We start from the raw sequence: 18,313 nt of genomic DNA on the forward strand, positions 1-18,313 counted from the left end.
ATTATTTTTTCTATTTATGAGAAAGTTATGAGCAATACAGAAATTCTAGAAAGTGCAGAAAATACTCGCACTCACAATTTTATTACCCAAATTATTGATGAAGATTTAGCTTCGGGTAAACATAAAAGCGTTCATACTCGTTTCCCGCCTGAGCCGAACGGCTATTTACATATCGGTCATGCGAAATCGATTTGTTTAAACTTTGGCTTAGCAAAAGAATATAATGGTTTATGTAACCTACGTTTTGACGATACTAACCCCGTAAAAGAAGACGTGGAATATGTGGATTCCATCAAAGCTGACGTGGAATGGTTAGGTTTTAAATGGGAAGGCGAACCGCGTTATGCATCTGATTACTTCGATGCGCTTTATGGTTATGCGATTGAATTAATCAAAAAAGGCTTGGCGTATGTGGATGAGCTTTCTCCAGAAGAAATGCGTGAATATCGCGGTACCTTAACCGAGCCAGGTAAAAACAGCCCATATCGTGACCGCACTATTGAAGAAAACTTAGCTTTATTTGAAAAAATGAAGAACGGTGAGTTTGCAGAGGGGAAAGCAAGTTTACGTGCAAAAATTGATATGGCATCGCCATTTATGGTCATGCGTGATCCAGTGATTTATCGTATTAAATTTGCGAGCCATCACCAAACCAGTGATAAATGGTGCATTTATCCAATGTACGATTTCACCCACTGTATTTCTGATGCAATCGAACGTATTACTCATTCAATCTGTACATTAGAATTCCAAGATAACCGTCGTTTATATGACTGGGTGTTGGACAATATTAGTATTGAACGTCCATTACCGCATCAATATGAATTCTCACGTTTAAATTTAGAAGGTACGTTAACGTCTAAACGTAAATTATTGAAATTAGTGAATGAAGGCATTGTGGATGGTTGGAACGATCCGCGTATGCCAACGATTTCAGGTTTACGCCGTCGCGGTTATACCCCAGCTTCGTTACGTGAATTTTGTCGTCGTATCGGTGTGACTAAACAAGATAACGTGGTGGAATATTCTGCACTTGAAGCTTGTATTCGTGAAGATTTAAATGAAAATGTACCACGCGCAATGGCGGTGATTGATCCTGTTCGCGTAGTGATTGAAAACTTTGAAGGCGAAGAAACCTTAACGGCACCAAATCACCCGAATCGTCCTGAATTAGGTGAGCGTCAATTACCGTTTACGAAAGAGCTTTATATTGATCGTGCAGACTTCCATGAAGAAGCAAACAAACAATATAAACGCTTAGTATTGGGTAAAGAAGTGCGTTTACGTAATGCTTATGTGATTAAAGCGGAACGTGTAGAGAAAGATGCAAATGGTGAAATTACTACGATCTTCTGTACTTATGATCCTGAAACTTTAGGTAAAAACCCAGCAGATGGTCGTAAAGTAAAAGGTGTCATTCACTGGATATCTGCTGCACATAATCACCCAGCTGAATTCCGTTTATATGATCGCTTATTTACTGTGCCAAATCCAGGTGCTGAAGATGATATTGAAAGCGTGTTAAATCCATATTCTCTCGTGGTAAGACATGGTTTTGTAGAACAAAGCTTGGCTGCGGCAGAAGCAGAGAAAGGTTATCAATTTGAACGTGAAGGTTATTTCTGTGCGGATAGTAAAGATAGCCGCCCTGAACATTTGGTATTTAACTTAACAGTAAACTTAAAAGAAGGCTTCTAATTTTAATCAACCAAGTGCGGTCAAAATAAATGCGATTTTGACCGCACTTTTTATTTGTATCAACTATGCAATCCAGTATGCAACTTGAACCTAATTTTTGGCAAACAAAATCCCTGCTTGAAATGACCGAATCCGAATGGGAAGCCCTATGTGATGGCTGCAGCAAATGCTGTTATCGCAAATATATTCAAGGGCGAGGTAAACGCCAAAAACTTTATTACACCCGAATTGCTTGTAACCTTTTAGATGTGGAAACTGGAAAGTGCGGTAATTATTCAGAGCGTTTTAAAATTGAAACCGACTGTACCAAACTCACTAAAAAGAATTTACCTGATTTTCATTGGTTGCCTGATACTTGTGCCTATCGTTTACTTTATGAAGGAAAAACACTCCCAGAATGGCATCCACTCATTTCTGGCCATGCGGATTCCTTGAAAAAGGCTGATGTTTTAATCAAAAATGGTGTGCATGAACGCGATGTGATTGATTGGTTTGAGTTTGTGATTTAAGTTTTTATAAAAAACTAGCGTTATTTGTGTAATTATTTATAATTTCATACTGGTAATAACAGCTTATGAAATCCTATAGAGTTTTATCTGCTTTAAAGTGTCGTATATTTAATTGATTATAGAAGGAATTATGACAATGCTACAACCTAGTGTTAACCGATTAGAAAAAGAAATTTCGAATAAAAATTATGAAGGTGCTTGCCAAGAACTTTTGAGTATTTTACGAAAAATTGATGACAATTTTGGTGGGATTGATGGTATAGAATTTGATTTTCCTGAGCAAATTTCAGATTTATTAGAAAAGCGTACTCAATATTTTTGTACTCGCGTAGCTAATGCTATAACAGAGTTATTTACTGATCCTAATTTGATTATTTCAGAAAGTGGAGCACTGAGTTTTATTGGTCTTCAGCGTTGGTTAACGTTTATTTTTGCAAGTTCACCTTATGTGAATGCAGATCATATTCTAAGAACCTACAATATTAACCCAAATCCTGATGGTGATGTACACTTAAATACCGAGTTTTCTTCATTTGCGAAATTCTGTATTTTATATTTATCTGAATCAAATATTAATATTAATTTGGATGCGCTTTGGGAAATAAATAAAGAGCTTTGTGCATCTCTTTGCTTTGCTTTGCAATCACCACGTTTTATTGGCACTGGTACCTCGTTTAATAAAAGAGCGATTCTTTTACAATGGTTTCCTAAAAAGTTGGCTGAATTTGAAAATTTAGATAAATTGCCATCTAGTATTTCTCATGATGTGTATATGCATTGCAGTTACGATTTTGCTAAAAATAAACATGATGTAAAACGTGCGCTAAATCAAGTTATACGTAAACATTTATTAGCTCAGGGGTGGAAAGATCGTGAAATAACTTCATTAGGTAAACGTCGTCGTAAACCTGTTATGGTGGTGCTTTTGGAGCATTTTCATTCCGCACATTCTATTTATCGAACTCATTCTACATCAATGATTGCTGCACGTAAGAAATTCCATTTGGTTGGTATTGGTGGAGAAGCAGTGGATCAGCTTGGACGCGAGGTATTTGATGAGTTTTTTCAACTTGAAGGCGATACAATGTTCCAATGTCTTGAATTTATTCGTGGAAAATGTGAAGAATATGGCGCAGCTGTTTTTTATATGCCAAGTATCGGTATGGATTTAACAACAATTTTTGCAAGTAATACACGTTTAGCCCCAATTCAAGCGATAGCATTAGGACATCCCGCAACAACTCATTCTGATTTCATTGAATATGTAATTGTAGAAGATGACTATGTGGGTTCGGAAGATTGTTTTAGTGAGAAATTACTTCGTTTACCAAAGGATGCATTGCCTTATGTCCCATCAGCGCTAGCACCTGAAAAAGTAAATTATTTATTAAGAAAAGCGCCTGATGTTGTGAATATCGGTATAGCCGCAACAACAATGAAATTGAATCCAAAATTTCTTGAAACTTTGAGAATAATTCGAGATACAGCTAAGGTGAAAGTACATTTTCATTTTGCTCTGGGTCAATCTTTTGGTGTTGCACATCCTTATGTAAAATGGTTTATTGAGCAGTATTTAGGCGATAGTGCAACGGCTCATGCTCATGCGCCTTATCATCAGTATCTCAGTATTTTACACCAATGTGATATGATGCTGAATCCATTTCCATTTGGTAATACAAATGGAATTATTGATATGGTAACACTTGGTCTAGTTGGTGTTTGTAAGACTGGGGATGAAGTACATGAACATATTGATGAAGGGTTATTCAAACGTTTAGGCTTATCAGAATGGCTTATCGCTCAAAGTGTAGAAGAATATATTGATTGTTCAGTAAGACTTGCTGAAAACCATAAAGAGCGTCTTGAACTTCGCCGCCATATTATAAAAAGTAATGGTTTGAAAACCCTTTTTAAAGGTGATCCTAGCCCTATGGGTAAAGTGTTATTAGAAAAAGTAAAAGCGTTAAAATTTTAATAAGATTTTATTCACGAAAAATATAGTTTTATATTTAGCCTCTAAAAATTGGATTCTCCCTAACTGATTAGAGGCTTCATTTTATTTTGACGAAGATCACACTTTTAAATAAAGCCGGTTGTCATCACTTTCAGCTTGGTTATAATCCATAACAAGAGTTATACGGTTGTCATGTGGTGTCTATGCAAATCTCGGATTCTCTCAAGCAAAAAGCAGAAAAATGCGGTATCGCGCTTTCTCATTATGATATTGATGGACATCTTATTTTCGCAGATGAAAAGACGGTTTCAACTTTTGTTGAGCTTTTGCAACCTCCGCCAAAAACAAAAGGACAGTTTGACGATGTACTGGCTGCGTTTGAAAATGAACCGATTGATTATCGACTAAATCGTCTAGATTTGCCACTATCTGCGGAATATCGTTATCAGCTGATTGATGAATCTAATGTCATTCTGTTAGAAAAAACACTTTCAAATTTATCCGCACTTTCCTTGCCTCCACTTCCTTTTGGCTATTATAAATTATCTATTTTTTCCGATACTGAAGAGTACCGCGTTCGTTTACTTATTTCTCCTAAAACAGTTTTTCACCCCCCCGTATTAAAAAATAAAAAAGTGTGGGGCGTGAATGTGCAACTTTATAGTTTACGCTCAGAACAAAATTGGGGCATTGGCGATTTTGGTGATTTAGCCACTTTGATTGAACAAAGTGCAAAACAAGGCGCAGATTATGTGGGAATAAATCCATTACATTTGCCGTATCCTGCCGAGCCAAAATGGGCTAGCCCTTATAGTTCATCTTCTCGTCGTTGGTTGAATTTTTTATATTTAGCGATTCCTGATTTACCAGAATTTAATCGTTGCCGCTCAGTGCAAAATTGGTTTAAGCGTAAGGATATTCAAGCAAAAATAGGCGCTTTGCGTGAAAGTGATTGCGTCGATTATTCTTCAATATTGGCTTTAAAATTAACCGCACTTGAGTCCCTGTTTGATTTCTTTCAACGTAGTCAATGCGCTGAAATTGCGACGCGTCGAAAAATCTTTGCCGATTATTTAAAAAACAAAGGTGAACCTTTGTGGTTACAGGGCTTATTTAATGTATTAGATTTACAAGAACACGCAGACCATCAAGCAGAAGAAAATACCATCGGTTGGCTTGGCTGGCGTAAGGAATGGCAACATTTAAGTGCGGCAAAAAGAAAATCTCTATTAAAAACACACCATGAGCAAATCCAATTTTTTGCTTGGTTGCAATGGCTCACGGAAGAACAACTTTCCACATTACAAAATCTTTGTAAACAGTCTGGTATGAAATTGGGGATTTATGGTGATTTAGCCGTAAATAGTTCTCGTGGCAGTGCTGATGTATGGAGCGATCCTGATTTATATTGTGTAAATGCCTCTATTGGTGCGCCACCTGATCCGTTAGGCCCTGTCGGACAAAATTGGAATTTGCCACCTTATAATCCAACCGTGCTAAAAGCACGTGGCTTTGCACCATTTATCGATATGCTACGTGCCAATATGCAATATTTCGGTGTGCTACGCATCGATCATGTTATGGGCTTATTCCGTTTGTGGTGGATTCCAGAAGGAAAAAACGCGGCTGACGGTGCTTATGTGCATTATCCTTTTGATGAATTAATGGCGATTCTTGCCATTGAAAGTGTACGCAATGAATGTTTGATTATCGGTGAAGATCTCGGCACGGTGCCTGATGAAGTGCGGTGGAAATTAAACGAGTTTCAAATTTTCTCTTATTTTGTATTGTATTTCGCCCAACGAAATGGCGAATTTCCTCGTATATCTGATTATCCTAGAAATGCTTATGCCACTGTTGGCACGCATGATGTTCCCTCATTACAAAGTTTTTGGCATTGCCGTGATTTAGAATTATTTAATCAACTTGGTATTCTGAATGGGGAAGTGCTCAAGCAAAAATATGATCAACGCGTCATGGATAAACAAGCATTATTAAATAGTTTACATCGTGATAATTATTTACCGCCGCATTATGAAGGCGATGCGCTTTCTATGGCGATGCACGATCATTTAAACCGAATGATTCATCATTATTTGGCGGAAAGTAATAGCCGATTGATTGGTGTGCAATTAGAAAATTTACTTAGCCAAGAAATCAGTTTTAATTTACCAGGCACCTCAAATGAATACCCAAACTGGTGTAAGAAACTTTCTCAACCGTTAGCGTTTATTTTTAGTAATAAAGCTTTGAAAACGTTCTTTGTGCAAATTAACCAAGGGCGAAATGTATAAGGAGTAAATATGACAACCGCAGTAACACAGGCAATTATTGATGGTTTTTTTGATGCAAGCAATGGCGATCCTTTTGCTACGCTTGGCATGCACGAAACTGAGCGAGGAATTGAAATCCGTACGTTGTTGCCAGATGCCAATCGAGTGGTGGTGATTGAACGTGAAAGTGGTAAAGAAATAACGGAACTTGATTGTGTCGATGAGCGTGGCTTTTTTGTTGGTGTTATTCCAAATTGTCGTCATTTTTTTGCTTATCAATTACAGGTTTTTTGGGACAATGAATCGCAAATAGTCGAAGATCCTTATCGTTTTCATCCTATGATTGATGATTTAGAACAATGGCTACTTTCTGAAGGTTCTATGCTTCGCCCCTATGAAGTGCTTGGGGCGCATTTTATGGAATGTGATGGTGTGAGCGGGGTGAATTTCCGCTTATGGGCACCTAATGCAAGACGAGTTTCTATTGTGGGTGATTTCAATTATTGGGATGGTCGCCGTCATCCTATGCATTTTCATCTAAAAAGTGGTGTTTGGGAGCTCTTTTTACCAAAAGCCAGCTTAGGACAGCTCTATAAGTTTGAATTAATTGATTGCCATAGCAATCTTCGTTTGAAAGCCGATCCATTTGCCTTTAGTTCGCAACTTCGCCCTGATACAGCATCGCAAGTGAGTGCATTACCAAATGTAGTGGAAATGACGGAACAACGTCGTCAAGCAAATCAAGCAAATCAACCGATTTCCATTTATGAAGTGCATTTAGGATCTTGGCGTCGAAATTTAGAAAATAATTTTTGGCTAGATTACGATCAAATTGCTGATGAATTAATTCCTTATGTAAAAGAGATGGGCTTCACCCATATAGAATTTTTACCTCTTTCTGAATTTCCGTTTGATGGTTCTTGGGGCTATCAACCACTTGGGCTTTATTCGCCAACCAGTCGTTTTGGCTCACCTGAGGCATTTCGTCGTTTAGTAAAACGTGCACATGAAGCAGGAATTAATGTGATTTTAGATTGGGTGCCAGGTCATTTCCCAAGTGATACGCATGGTTTAGTCACGTTTGATGGTACAGCTTTGTATGAGCATGAAGATCCTCGCGAAGGCTATCATCAAGATTGGAATACCTTGATTTATAACTATGGGCGTAATGAGGTCAAAAATTTCTTATCCAGTAATGCACTGTATTGGCTTGAACGTTTTGGTGTAGATGGTATTCGCGTGGATGCTGTGACTTCCATGATTTACCGTGATTATAGCCGTGCGGAAGGTGAATGGATTCCAAATCAATATGGCGGACGTGAAAATTTAGAAGCCATTGAATTTTTAAAACATACCAACTGGAAAATCCACAGCGAAATGGCGGGCGCGATTTCTATTGCGGAGGAATCAACCTCTTTTGCTGGTGTGACTCACCCGAGTGAAAATGGTGGATTGGGCTTTAACTTTAAATGGAATATGGGCTGGATGAACGATACGCTTGCCTATATGCAGCTTGACCCAATTTACCGCCAATATCATCACAATAAAATGACCTTTGGGATGATGTATCAATACGGTGAAAATTTTGTGCTACCGCTTTCACATGATGAAGTGGTACATGGCAAATATTCTCTCCTCGATAAAATGCCGGGAGACGCATGGCAAAAATTTGCGAACTTACGTGCTTATTACGGCTATATGTGGGGGCACCCGGGTAAAAAATTGCTCTTTATGGGCAATGAATTTGCTCAAGGTCGTGAGTGGAATTACGAAGAAAGTTTGGACTGGTTCTTGCTTGATGAAAATATAGGTGGTGGCTGGCATAAAGGCGTATTGAAATTAGTAAAAGATTTGAATCATATTTACCGAGAAAACTCACCGCTCTTTGAACTGGATTATTCACCTGAAGGCTTTGATTGGCTTGTCGTTGATGATGCGGCAAATTCTGTATTTGCTTTTGAGCGTCGTAGCTCAAATGGTGAGCGCGTTGTTGTCATCAGTAACTTCACGCCTGAGCCACGCCATAATTACCGTATTGGGGTAAATGTTGCAGGCACTTATAAAGAAATTTTGAATACTGATTCTATGTATTATCAAGGCTCTAATGTGGGCAATTTTGGTTATGTAACAAGTGAAGAAATTGAAAGCTATGGACGAGAAAATTCTATTTCGATTTCTATTCCACCATTGGCGACAGTTTATTTGAAATACAATTTGTAAGATATGTTTACGATTTATAACAACGGCAAATCAGCGCCAATGGGCTATTCAATATTCACCGAGAATGGTGTAAAGGTGACTAATTTTTCCCTGTTCTCTGCTGCGGCGAGTGGTGTTGAAGTTTGCCTTTTTGATGGCGAGAAAGAAACGCGCTTTCCTATGGTTCGCACAAATAATGTATGGCATTTAGCTGTATCAGGCGTTGAGGTTGGGACAGAATATGGATTCCGCATTCACGGTGAACATGCCAATCCGAATAAATTAATGCTCGATCCTTATGCAAAAGCGGTGAATGGTAAACCGGATTTAACTACTGAAGAAAGTCGTTCTTGGTTTTTAATGAATGATCATCGCGATAATGCTTATATTGCGCCAAGAGCGGTGATTATTTCAGAAGATTTTGATTGGGAAAATGATACAGCACTCAATACGCCTTGGGCGGAAACTATTGTGTATGAATTGCACGTTAAAGGTTTTAGCCAACTTAACGACAAGATTCCCGCTGAATTACGGGGCACCTATGCGGGCTTAAGTCATCCTATCAATTTAGCTTATTTAAAAGAATTAGGCGTAACTGCAGTGGAATTGTTGCCTGTAAATTTCCATATAAATGAACCGCACTTACAGGCACGAGGCTTACAAAATTATTGGGGATACAATCCCTTAGCCATGTTTGCGGTGGAACCCAAATATGCGGCAACAAATAATCCATTAGCTGAATTTAAATCGATGGTGAAGGCGTTTCACAAAGCGGGTATTGAAGTTATTTTAGATGTGGTATTTAACCATTCTGCAGAATCAGAGCAAACTTACCCAACATTCTGCCAGCGCGGTATTGATGATCAAACTTACTATTGGCGCAACGATCAGGGGCGTTATATCAATTGGACAGGCTGTGGCAATATGCTCAATTTATCCTCTGATGTAGGGCGAAAATGGGTCATTGATTGCCTGCGTTATTGGGTTGAGCAATGCCACGTTGATGGTTTCCGTTTTGATTTAGCCACTGTTTTGGGGCGTGATACACCTGATTTTAACTCGTCAGCTCAGCTTTTTATAGATATTAAAAATGAGCCCATTTTACAAAATATTAAATTGATTGCCGAGCCTTGGGATATTGGGCATTACGGTTATCAAGCCAGCAATTTCCCAAATTATTTTGCTGAATGGAACGACCACTTCCGCGATGATTTATGTCGTTTCTGGCTATGGAAAAGTGGCGAAATCGGCGTATTTGCAGAACGCTTTGCAGGTTCTAGCGATTTATTTAAGAAAAATGACCGCTTGCCACACACAACGCTTAATTTTATTACCGCTCATGATGGTTTCGTCATGCAAGATTTAGTGAGTTATAACCAAAAACATAACGAAGCGAATGGCGAAGAAAATCGTGATGGCCGCAATGAAAATTACAGTTATAACCATGGGGTAGAAGGTTCTACTGAATCCCTTTCTGAGCCGCAAAAAAGTGCGGTGGAAAATAACCGCACTTTTGCACAAAGCGGATTATTAATGAGTTTATTGCTTGCAAATGGTACACCTATGCTTTTGGCGGGCGATGAGTTCGGCAACACTCAATATGGTAACAATAATGCCTATTGCCAAGATAACGAGATTACTTGGCTTAAATGGGCAAATTTTAACAAGGAATTATTTGAACTTACCAAGCAAACGATTGCAGCACGTAAGCAAATTGGTAGTTTAAACCGGAATCAATGGTGGTCAGGTGACAATGTGCAATGGCTTAACATTCACGGTAACCAGATGACAGTTGACGATTGGCAAAATCAACAAACCAAAGCATTACAAGTAGTTTTAGATAAGCATTGTCTTTTATTGATTAATACCAAAGCCGAAGGACAGGTCTTTCACTTACCTGATGGAAAATGGAAACCTCAAATCGGCACACATAATTTAACCCTCGATGCACAACAAGCAGAGCTTAGCTCAATGGGCTTTTGTATGCTGAGTGACGAATAACTATAAGACTATGGAGATCCTTATGAAAGCTGGCGACCTTAATAAATATGATTTAGTTAAAAATACTTTGGTGCTTATTCTTGCGGGGGGACGTGGTTCACGCTTGCATGAACTTACGGATAAGCGTGCAAAACCCGCCCTTTATTTTGGTGGTAACCGTCGTATTATTGATTTTGCACTTTCTAATTGTATTAACTCTGGTTTGAACCGAATTGGGGTAGTGACTCAATACGCGGCACACTCTTTACTTCGTCATTTGCAAACTGGTTGGTCTTTCTTACCACAAGAAAAAGGGGAGTTTGTTGATATGCTTCCTGCTCGTCAACAAATTGATGATTCAACTTGGTATCGCGGTACGGCGGATGCTGTTTATCAAAATATGGCGATTATTCGTGATCACTATCGCCCTAAATATGTTTTGATCTTGGCGGGTGACCATATTTACAAACAAGACTATAGCGTCATGTTGATGGACCATGTGAACAGCGGTGCAAAATGTACGGTGGGTTGTATTGAAGTACCACGCTCTGAAGCACATGAATTTGGTGTCATGGCGGTAAACGAAAATTTAAAAGTCAAAGCCTTTGTTGAAAAACCAAAAGATCCACCGGCAATGGTAGGTAAACCTGATATTTCACTCGCATCAATGGGGATTTATGTGTTTGATGCGGATTATCTTTACAAAATGTTGGATAGAGAGGTCAATACACCACAAACTAGCCACGATTTTGGTAAAGATGTATTACCAAAATGTTTAGCAGAAGAAACCCTTTATGCGCATCCTTTCAGCCGTTCTTGCATGGGACGTAATACTGAAGGTGAAATTTATTGGCGTGATGTGGGGACATTAGATAGCTTCTGGCAATCTAATATCGATTTAGTATCTGAAAATCCACAGCTTGATATTTATGATCAAAGTTGGCCAATTCGCGGTAATCCAATTCAAGCTTACCCGTCAAAATTCTTCTACAAAAATTCAAAGGTTCATCCAGTCGATAATTCTTTAATTGGCGGTGGTTGTGTTATTACTGATGCGTCTATCAGTAATTCCGTGCTATTCGATCGCGTTAAAATTGATGCTTTCTCAAAAGTGGATCATTGTGTGGTATTGCCACAAGTTAAAATCGGTAAGAATTGTATATTGAAAAACTGTATTCTCGACCGTGAATGTATAATTCCCAATGGCATGGAAATTGGTGTGAATATGGAAGAAGATAAAAAACGTTTCCGTATCAGTTCAACTGGTAAAGTGATTCTAGTTACCCCGAAAATGCTGAAAAAATTAGAAGGTGAAGAAGTCGTATCTGAAGAGCATTTAGATTAATGATGAAAAGTGCGGTGAATTTTGACCGCACTTTCTAGCCTCTCTCTTTAGCAAAGAGGGAGTGAGGAGATTTGGCAGAAGTGAAATCAGTCTCATAGGAATTTCAAATATCGTAATCAAATCGCCCCCTGCTCCTATTTTCTAAAGAGGGGGAGTTGATCGAGCATTATTTATGTTTTATAGGGAAAATAAAAATTAAATGAAAGTTTTACACGTTTGCTCTGAATTTTATCCTCTCCTTAAAACAGGCGGTTTAGCCGATGTTTTAGGAGCTTTGCCACAAGCCCAAAATCAAATAGGACTTGATGCACGCATTTTATTGCCAGCTTATCCAGCGATTTCTGCAGGTATTTCTAATACACAAGTTGTTGCTGAATTTGATAATTTTGCGGGACACGTTGTGTTGCGCTATGGCGAATATAATGGCGTGGGTGTTTATTTAATCGATGCGCCACATTTATATGCACGTGAGGGGAATCCATATCACGATTGTTACTATAATGATTATGGTGATAACTATAAACGCTTTGCCTTACTTGGTTGGGTTGGCGCTGAATTATCTACTGGCTTAGATAGCTGGTGGCGTGCAGATGTGGTTCATGCTCATGATTGGCATGCAGGTTTATGTGCCGCTTACTTATTTAATAAAGGTCGCCCAGCAAAATCCGTATTTACAATCCATAATTTAGCGTATCAAGGGCAATTCCATTATCAGCATTTATTTGAAATTGGATTGCCAGCAGGCATGTTTAATGTTGATGGTTTAGAGTTATTTGGGCAGATTTCCTATTTAAAAGCAGGTTTATTTTACTCCGATGCCAGCACTGCAGTGAGCCCGACTTATGCTAAAGAGATTACAACACCTGAATTTGCCTATGGCTTAGAAGGTTTACTTTCTGGTTTAAAATCTCAAGGGCGTTTAGTGGGGATTCTTAATGGGGTAGATGAAAATATTTGGCATCCAAATGCCGATCAATATATTCAGCATCGTTACAAATTGAAACATATGGCAGGTAAAAAACAGAATAAAGCTGAACTGCAAGCTTATTTTTATTTACCGCAAGATGAAAATGCATTGGCATTTGTGATGGTAACCCGCTTAACTGAACAAAAAGGCGTGGATTTATTGATTGCAAGTGCGGATGAAATTGTAAAACAAGGTGGCCAGCTGATGATTTTGGGCTCAGGTGCACCGCACTTTGAACAAAGTATTCGTGAGCTTGCTGAACGTTATCCACAAAATGTTGCAGTCAAAATTGGTTACGATGAAACACTGTCACATTTATTAGTGGCTGGTGGTGATGTGATTTTAGTCCCAAGCCGTTTTGAGCCTTGTGGCTTAACACAACTTTATGGTTTGCAATATGGCACACTTCCACTTGTTCGTAAAACGGGTGGTTTAGCCGATACGGTGGTGGATAGCACACTAGAAAATATTAAAGAGCGCATGGCAACGGGTTTTGTGTTTGAGCAAGCTACCGCTGAAGATTTACGCAGAAGTATCCAACAAACGTTTGATATTTGGCAAAAACCGAGAGTTTGGTCAGCATTGCGAGCGAATGCGATGGCACAAGATTTCAGCTGGCGTAAAGCAGCAGAACAATATCGTGCACTTTATGAACGTTTGTAGTTTTATTTATAAACGTTAAGAGCAACAATCTGTTTCTAGATTATTGTTGCAAGCTCTGTGATTATGCTTGTTTTTCGACAAAATAAGCATAAAATTCGAACGAATTTATTAGAGGTATAAAGGTTCTTGGATACAAAGAGCGGTCTATTTCGATTGATTTTTTGAAATGTGCGTGAATTTTTAAATCAACATCTCTTTTATTATAGATAATTTTTTAACATTCAAACCGAGGTTTTACTTATGATAATGGATAATTTTGATTCTCCATTCCTATACAATCGCCCACAAATGACTGTTGAGGCAATCAAAAAATCAATTGTTTATAAGCTTATTTTTTTAATTGGTCGATCACCGCGTGAAGCGAGCCAACGTGACTGGTTAAATGCGACTTTGCATGCTGCTCGAGATTTAGTGACAGAAGGGTGGATTACCACAGCTCGCCAAACTCGAGCAGAAGATTCTCGCCGTGTTTACTACCTTTCAATGGAATTCTTAATTGGACGTACCCTTTCTAATGCCATGATCGCAGAAGGTATTTATGGATTAGCACAAGAAGCCTTGTCTGAATTAAATGTGGATTTAGAAGAAGTGTTGGAAAAAGAAGTTGATCCTGGCTTGGGTAATGGCGGTTTAGGTCGTTTAGCTGCGTGCTTTATGGATTCTATTGCGACCCTTGGTTTACCTGGTATGGGTTACGGTATTCGTTATGAATATGGTATGTTCCGCCAAAAAATCGAAAATGGTCAGCAAGTCGAGCGCCCAGATGCATGGCTTGAAAAAGGTGCACCTTGGGAGTTCATTCGTCCATCTAAACGCTTTACCGTAGAATTTGGTGGAAACATTCATTTCGAAGGCAAAAAATGTATTTGGCAAGATACTGAAAAAGTGACCGCACTTGCTTACGACCAAATGATTCCAGGTTATCAAAACAATTCTGCAGCAACATTACGCTTATGGTCTGCTCATGCAGGTGAAGTATTTAATCTTGCAGACTTTAACCGCGGTGAACACTTAGCGGCATTAGAAGAACATTCAGCAAATAAAAACTTATCACGTGTACTTTATCCGGATGATTCTACTTGGAATGGTCGCGAATTGCGTTTACGTCAAGAGTATTTCTTAGTCTCTGCATCACTTCAAGATATTTTACGCCGTCACAAACGCATCCACGATAGCCTTGAAAACTTGGCAGATAAAGTGGCGATCCACTTAAACGATACCCACCCAGCGTTAGCAATTCCTGAATTAATGCGTATTTTAGTGGATGATGAAGGTTTTGAATGGAAAAAAGCTTGGGAGATGACGCGTAACATTTTCTCTTACACCTGCCATACTTTGATGTCGGAAGCGTTAGAAACTTGGCCAGTAGAAATGATGGCGAAAATCTTACCACGTCACTTACAGATGATTTTTGAAATTAACGATCACTTCTTAGAATATGTTCGCACTTATGTGACGACTGACAACGATTTTATCCGTCGTGTTTCTCTTATCGAAGAAGGCTACCAACGCAAAGTGCGTATGGGATGGCTATCTGTTGTAGGTTCACATAAAATTAACGGTGTGGCAGAAATTCATTCTGATTTAATGGTGACTTCAACCTTTGCAGATTTTGCTCGTATTTTCCCAGAACGTTTCACCAATGTAACAAACGGTATCACACCGCGTCGTTGGTTAGCCGTTGCGAATCCACAATTAGCAAACTTATTCGATAAATACATTGGTTCAGAATGGTGTTGTGATTTAAGTCAAATCGAAAAACTTAAACCATTTACGCAAAAAAAAGCATTTAAAGAAGCGATTGCGGATATTAAATTTGCGAACAAAGTGAAATTGGCGGAATACGTGAAATCTGAATTAGGTGTTGAACTTGATCCACATGCGTTATTTGATGTTCAAGTAAAACGTATTCACGAATATAAACGTCAAATGTTGAACGTGTTGCATATTATCGCTCGCTATAATGAAATGCTTGCCAACCCTGAAAAAGATTGGCAACCGCGTGTATTTATTTTAGCTGGTAAAGCGGCTTCGGCTTATTATGCAGCGAAACAAACAATCCATTTAATTAATGATGTTGCTAATGTCATCAATAATGATGAGCGTTTGAAAGGCCGTTTAAAAGTTGTATTTATTCCAAATTACAGCGTAAGCCTTGCCCAGTTAATTATTCCAGCAGCGGATATTTCAGAGCAAATTTCACTTGCAGGCACAGAGGCTTCTGGCACCAGTAATATGAAGTTTGCCTTAAATGGTGCATTGACACTCGGTACACTTGACGGTGCGAACGTGGAGATCTTGGAAAACGTGGGTGAAGATAACATCTTTATTTTCGGCAACACGGTGGAACAAGTTGAGCAACTTCGTCGAGAAGGGTATCGATCATTTGAATACTATCAAAATGATGCTCAATTACGCACAGTCGTAGATCAAATTATTGAAGGTAAATTCTCACCAGAAGATCCTCAACGTTATCATCAACTATTACAAGGCTTGCAATACCACGATTATTATCAAGCCTTCGCTGATTTCCGTAGTTATGTAGAAACTCAAAAAGCCGTAGATGAGAAATACAAACAACGCGACCAATGGATTGAAAGTACCATCCAAAATATCGTGAATATGGGCTTCTTCTCGTCTGACCGCACGATTAAAGAGTACGCAGAGAGAATTTGGAAAGTTGAGCCTGTTCAATTAGGTGATTAATTTTATATTAATAGCCAATAAATAAATTATCTGCATCAAGCCCGAGTTTGATGCAGATTTTTTATATTTAAACTAATGAAAAATAACAGAAATTACCGATGTAAACTTTATAGTCTTTTTAAATAGATTTTGATATCTTATCAACCATAATTTATTAATCACTTTATCTTTAGGGTAACAATGAAAAAATCCTCACACTTTTTTCTTTCTAGTTTATTATTTATTTCACCTTTTGGTTTTTCAGCACCAAGTTCAGTAAATGAAAAAGTAGAAAAACAAATCGATGCTAAACAACAGAGGCAACAAGCGGAACAAGATGCAGCGATTTTAGCGCAGCAAACGCAATCCGCGAATGTGCGCTTGGAGGGTGAAAAAGAAGCCTCTCGTGGCTTTCCACAAAATGAAGCGCAATGTTTTCCTATCAATCAATTGGTGCTGACCGATTATCAAGCTGAAGAAAATTCATCAGACTCTTCCCTTAAATTAATCCAACCAAGCCGATTCTCTTGGGCATTAAAGTCTGTTTATGCTGGGCGTGATTTTGCACTGCCTGCTTGTATTGGCTCGGAGGGGATTAATGTATTACTTCGTCGTATTCAAAATCGCTTAATTGATTTGGGTTATGTCACTACACGCGTGGTGGTGGAGCCGCAGGATTTGCGTTCAGGCATGCTTGTACTCACCGTGATTCCGGGTAAAGTAGGCCGTATTCAATTACAAGACCAAAGTGCGATTCCGTTTGCGACCCATGGTACCTTATGGTTTGCCATGCCAATGGCGCAGGGGGATATATTAAATATTCGCAACATTGAACAAGGTTTAGAAAACTTAAAACGTGTACCGAGTGCTGATGCGAATATGGAGCTTATGCCAACGGATACAGTAGGTGAAACAGACGTGGTGATTGCTTATAAGCAAAGCTTACCTTTTCATTTAACCTTAGGGTTAGATGATTCAGGGAGTAAAGCTACGGGTCGTTTACAAGGCTCAGCCACGTTTTCTTGGGATAACGTGCTAACACTTAATGATATGTTCTATATCAGTGGTACACGCAGCTTTAAACGTAATAGCGATGATGCTGAAGGCGATTATGGCAGTAAAAATATTAGTCTCTATTATTCTATTCCTTGGAAGAACTATCTCTTAACGCTTTCCGGTTCAAAATATTCTTATCACCAAACGGTAGCGGGCGCGTTTGAGTCTTACACCTATTCAGGCGAAAGCCAACAAATGAAAGCGAATTTAAGTCGCTTATTATCTCGTGGAAGTCTTCACAAAACTTATGTGAATGCGGCGTTATGGACAAAAAAATCCCATAACTACATCAATGACACCGAAATTGAAGTGCAACGTCGTCGAACTGCTGGTTGGGAAGTGGGACTTAATCATACTCAGTATATTGGTAATGCAACGTTACAACTTAGTACGAATTACAAACGTGGTACGGGTGGGAATAAATCCTTACCTGCACCGGAAGAGGCGTTTGGTGAAGGCACTTCCCGCATGTAGATTTTTACTGCAGGCGTTGATTTTACCTATCCTTTTACTATCGGCAATCAACCTTTCCGCTTTAACACCAGTTGGAATGGGCAATGGAACGGCACACCTTTAACACAACAAGATAAATTTAGTATTGGTGGTCGTTATACTGTACGCGGATTTGATGGCGAGTTATCGCTTTCCGGTGAAAAAGGTTGGTTATGGCGAAATGAGCTAGGTTGGAATATCGCCAATAAGGGACATGAGCTTTATTTAGGGATTGACCGAGGTAAAGTGCATTCCAGCCAAGAAGAGCTTCAAATTGGTGATAGCTTAATGGGGGGCGCAATTGGACTTCGCGGCAAACTATGGGGCATTAACTATGATTATTTCGTAGGTGTTCCAATTAAAAAACCGGAAGGATTTAGAACCAGTCATGTGACAACCGGATTTAATGTGAGCTACCGTTTTTAATGCTCACGCTTTTAGATGAATAAATTGATTAAAACCAAACAGAATTAAAACTTAAAGGAAATTACA

9 protein-coding genes and 1 pseudogene are annotated in these 18,313 nt (G+C 38.8%); all 10 read left to right on the top strand.

The features are described from left to right. Positions 1-27: 27 nt before the first annotated feature. The 10 genes and pseudogenes from glnS to AC6H0A_RS02130 all read left to right on the top strand — a co-directional run bounded on the left by glnS (position 28) and on the right by AC6H0A_RS02130 (position 18,247). Positions 28-1,698: a glutamine--tRNA ligase gene (gene glnS / locus AC6H0A_RS02085; RefSeq protein WP_005641879.1), complete on the top strand. Its 1,671-nt coding sequence runs from the start codon at positions 28-30 to the stop codon at positions 1,696-1,698. A gap of 77 nt (positions 1,699-1,775) precedes the next feature. Then, positions 1,776-2,207, top strand: coding sequence for a YcgN family cysteine cluster protein (locus AC6H0A_RS02090; RefSeq protein ID WP_044232878.1), 432 nt, complete (start codon positions 1,776-1,778; stop codon positions 2,205-2,207). A gap of 130 nt (positions 2,208-2,337) precedes the next feature. Then, a complete protein-coding gene (locus tag AC6H0A_RS02095; RefSeq protein ID WP_044232880.1) occupies positions 2,338-4,182 on the top strand; it encodes a UDP-glucose:protein N-beta-glucosyltransferase in 1,845 nt (614 codons plus the stop codon). A 182-nt stretch (positions 4,183-4,364) separates the two neighbouring features. Then, complete coding sequence (gene malQ, locus AC6H0A_RS02100; protein ID WP_005641886.1) at positions 4,365-6,455, top strand: 4-alpha-glucanotransferase; 2,091 nt, start codon at positions 4,365-4,367, stop codon at positions 6,453-6,455. A 9-nt stretch (positions 6,456-6,464) separates the two neighbouring features. Next, positions 6,465-8,654 (top strand): 1,4-alpha-glucan branching protein GlgB, encoded by a 2,190-nt coding sequence (gene glgB / locus AC6H0A_RS02105; protein ID WP_497512332.1) that lies wholly within the window; start codon positions 6,465-6,467, stop codon positions 8,652-8,654. A 3-nt stretch (positions 8,655-8,657) separates the two neighbouring features. Next, the gene (gene glgX / locus AC6H0A_RS02110) at positions 8,658-10,634 is read left to right on the top strand and encodes a glycogen debranching protein GlgX (protein ID WP_497512333.1); all 1,977 of its coding nucleotides are present in this window, start codon (positions 8,658-8,660) and stop codon (positions 10,632-10,634) included. A gap of 22 nt (positions 10,635-10,656) precedes the next feature. Then, entirely contained in the window at positions 10,657-11,958 is a 1,302-nt protein-coding gene (gene glgC / locus AC6H0A_RS02115) for a glucose-1-phosphate adenylyltransferase (RefSeq protein ID WP_070047051.1), read from the top strand. Between the two features lie 199 nt (positions 11,959-12,157). After that, entirely contained in the window at positions 12,158-13,588 is a 1,431-nt protein-coding gene (gene glgA, locus AC6H0A_RS02120; RefSeq protein WP_005641893.1) for a glycogen synthase GlgA, read from the top strand. 240 nt (positions 13,589-13,828) lie between these two features. Continuing rightward, a complete protein-coding gene (locus AC6H0A_RS02125; RefSeq protein ID WP_005641895.1) occupies positions 13,829-16,294 on the top strand; it encodes a glycogen/starch/alpha-glucan phosphorylase in 2,466 nt (821 codons plus the stop codon). 180 nt (positions 16,295-16,474) lie between these two features. Beyond that, positions 16,475-18,247 (top strand): annotated as a pseudogene (locus tag AC6H0A_RS02130) (ShlB/FhaC/HecB family hemolysin secretion/activation protein). The last annotated feature ends 66 nt before the right edge of the window (positions 18,248-18,313 follow it).

The sequence above is a fragment of the Haemophilus sp. THUN1692 genome, from assembly GCF_059704395.1.

Excerpts from the sequence above, each read along its gene's own strand:
- glnS (WP_005641879.1), top strand. The coding sequence starts at position 28 with ATGAGCAATACAGAAATTCTAGAAAGTGCAGAAAATACTCGCACTCAC.
- glgC (WP_070047051.1), top strand. The coding sequence starts at position 10,657 with ATGAAAGCTGGCGACCTTAATAAATATGATTTAGTTAAAAATACTTTG.
- AC6H0A_RS02125 (WP_005641895.1), top strand. The coding sequence starts at position 13,829 with ATGATAATGGATAATTTTGATTCTCCATTCCTATACAATCGCCCACAA.
- AC6H0A_RS02095 (WP_044232880.1), top strand. The coding sequence starts at position 2,338 with ATGACAATGCTACAACCTAGTGTTAACCGATTAGAAAAAGAAATTTCG.
- AC6H0A_RS02090 (WP_044232878.1), top strand. The coding sequence starts at position 1,776 with ATGCAACTTGAACCTAATTTTTGGCAAACAAAATCCCTGCTTGAAATG.
- glgA (WP_005641893.1), top strand. The coding sequence starts at position 12,158 with ATGAAAGTTTTACACGTTTGCTCTGAATTTTATCCTCTCCTTAAAACA.
- glgX (WP_497512333.1), top strand. The coding sequence starts at position 8,658 with ATGTTTACGATTTATAACAACGGCAAATCAGCGCCAATGGGCTATTCA.
- glgB (WP_497512332.1), top strand. The coding sequence starts at position 6,465 with ATGACAACCGCAGTAACACAGGCAATTATTGATGGTTTTTTTGATGCA.
- malQ (WP_005641886.1), top strand. The coding sequence starts at position 4,365 with ATGCAAATCTCGGATTCTCTCAAGCAAAAAGCAGAAAAATGCGGTATC.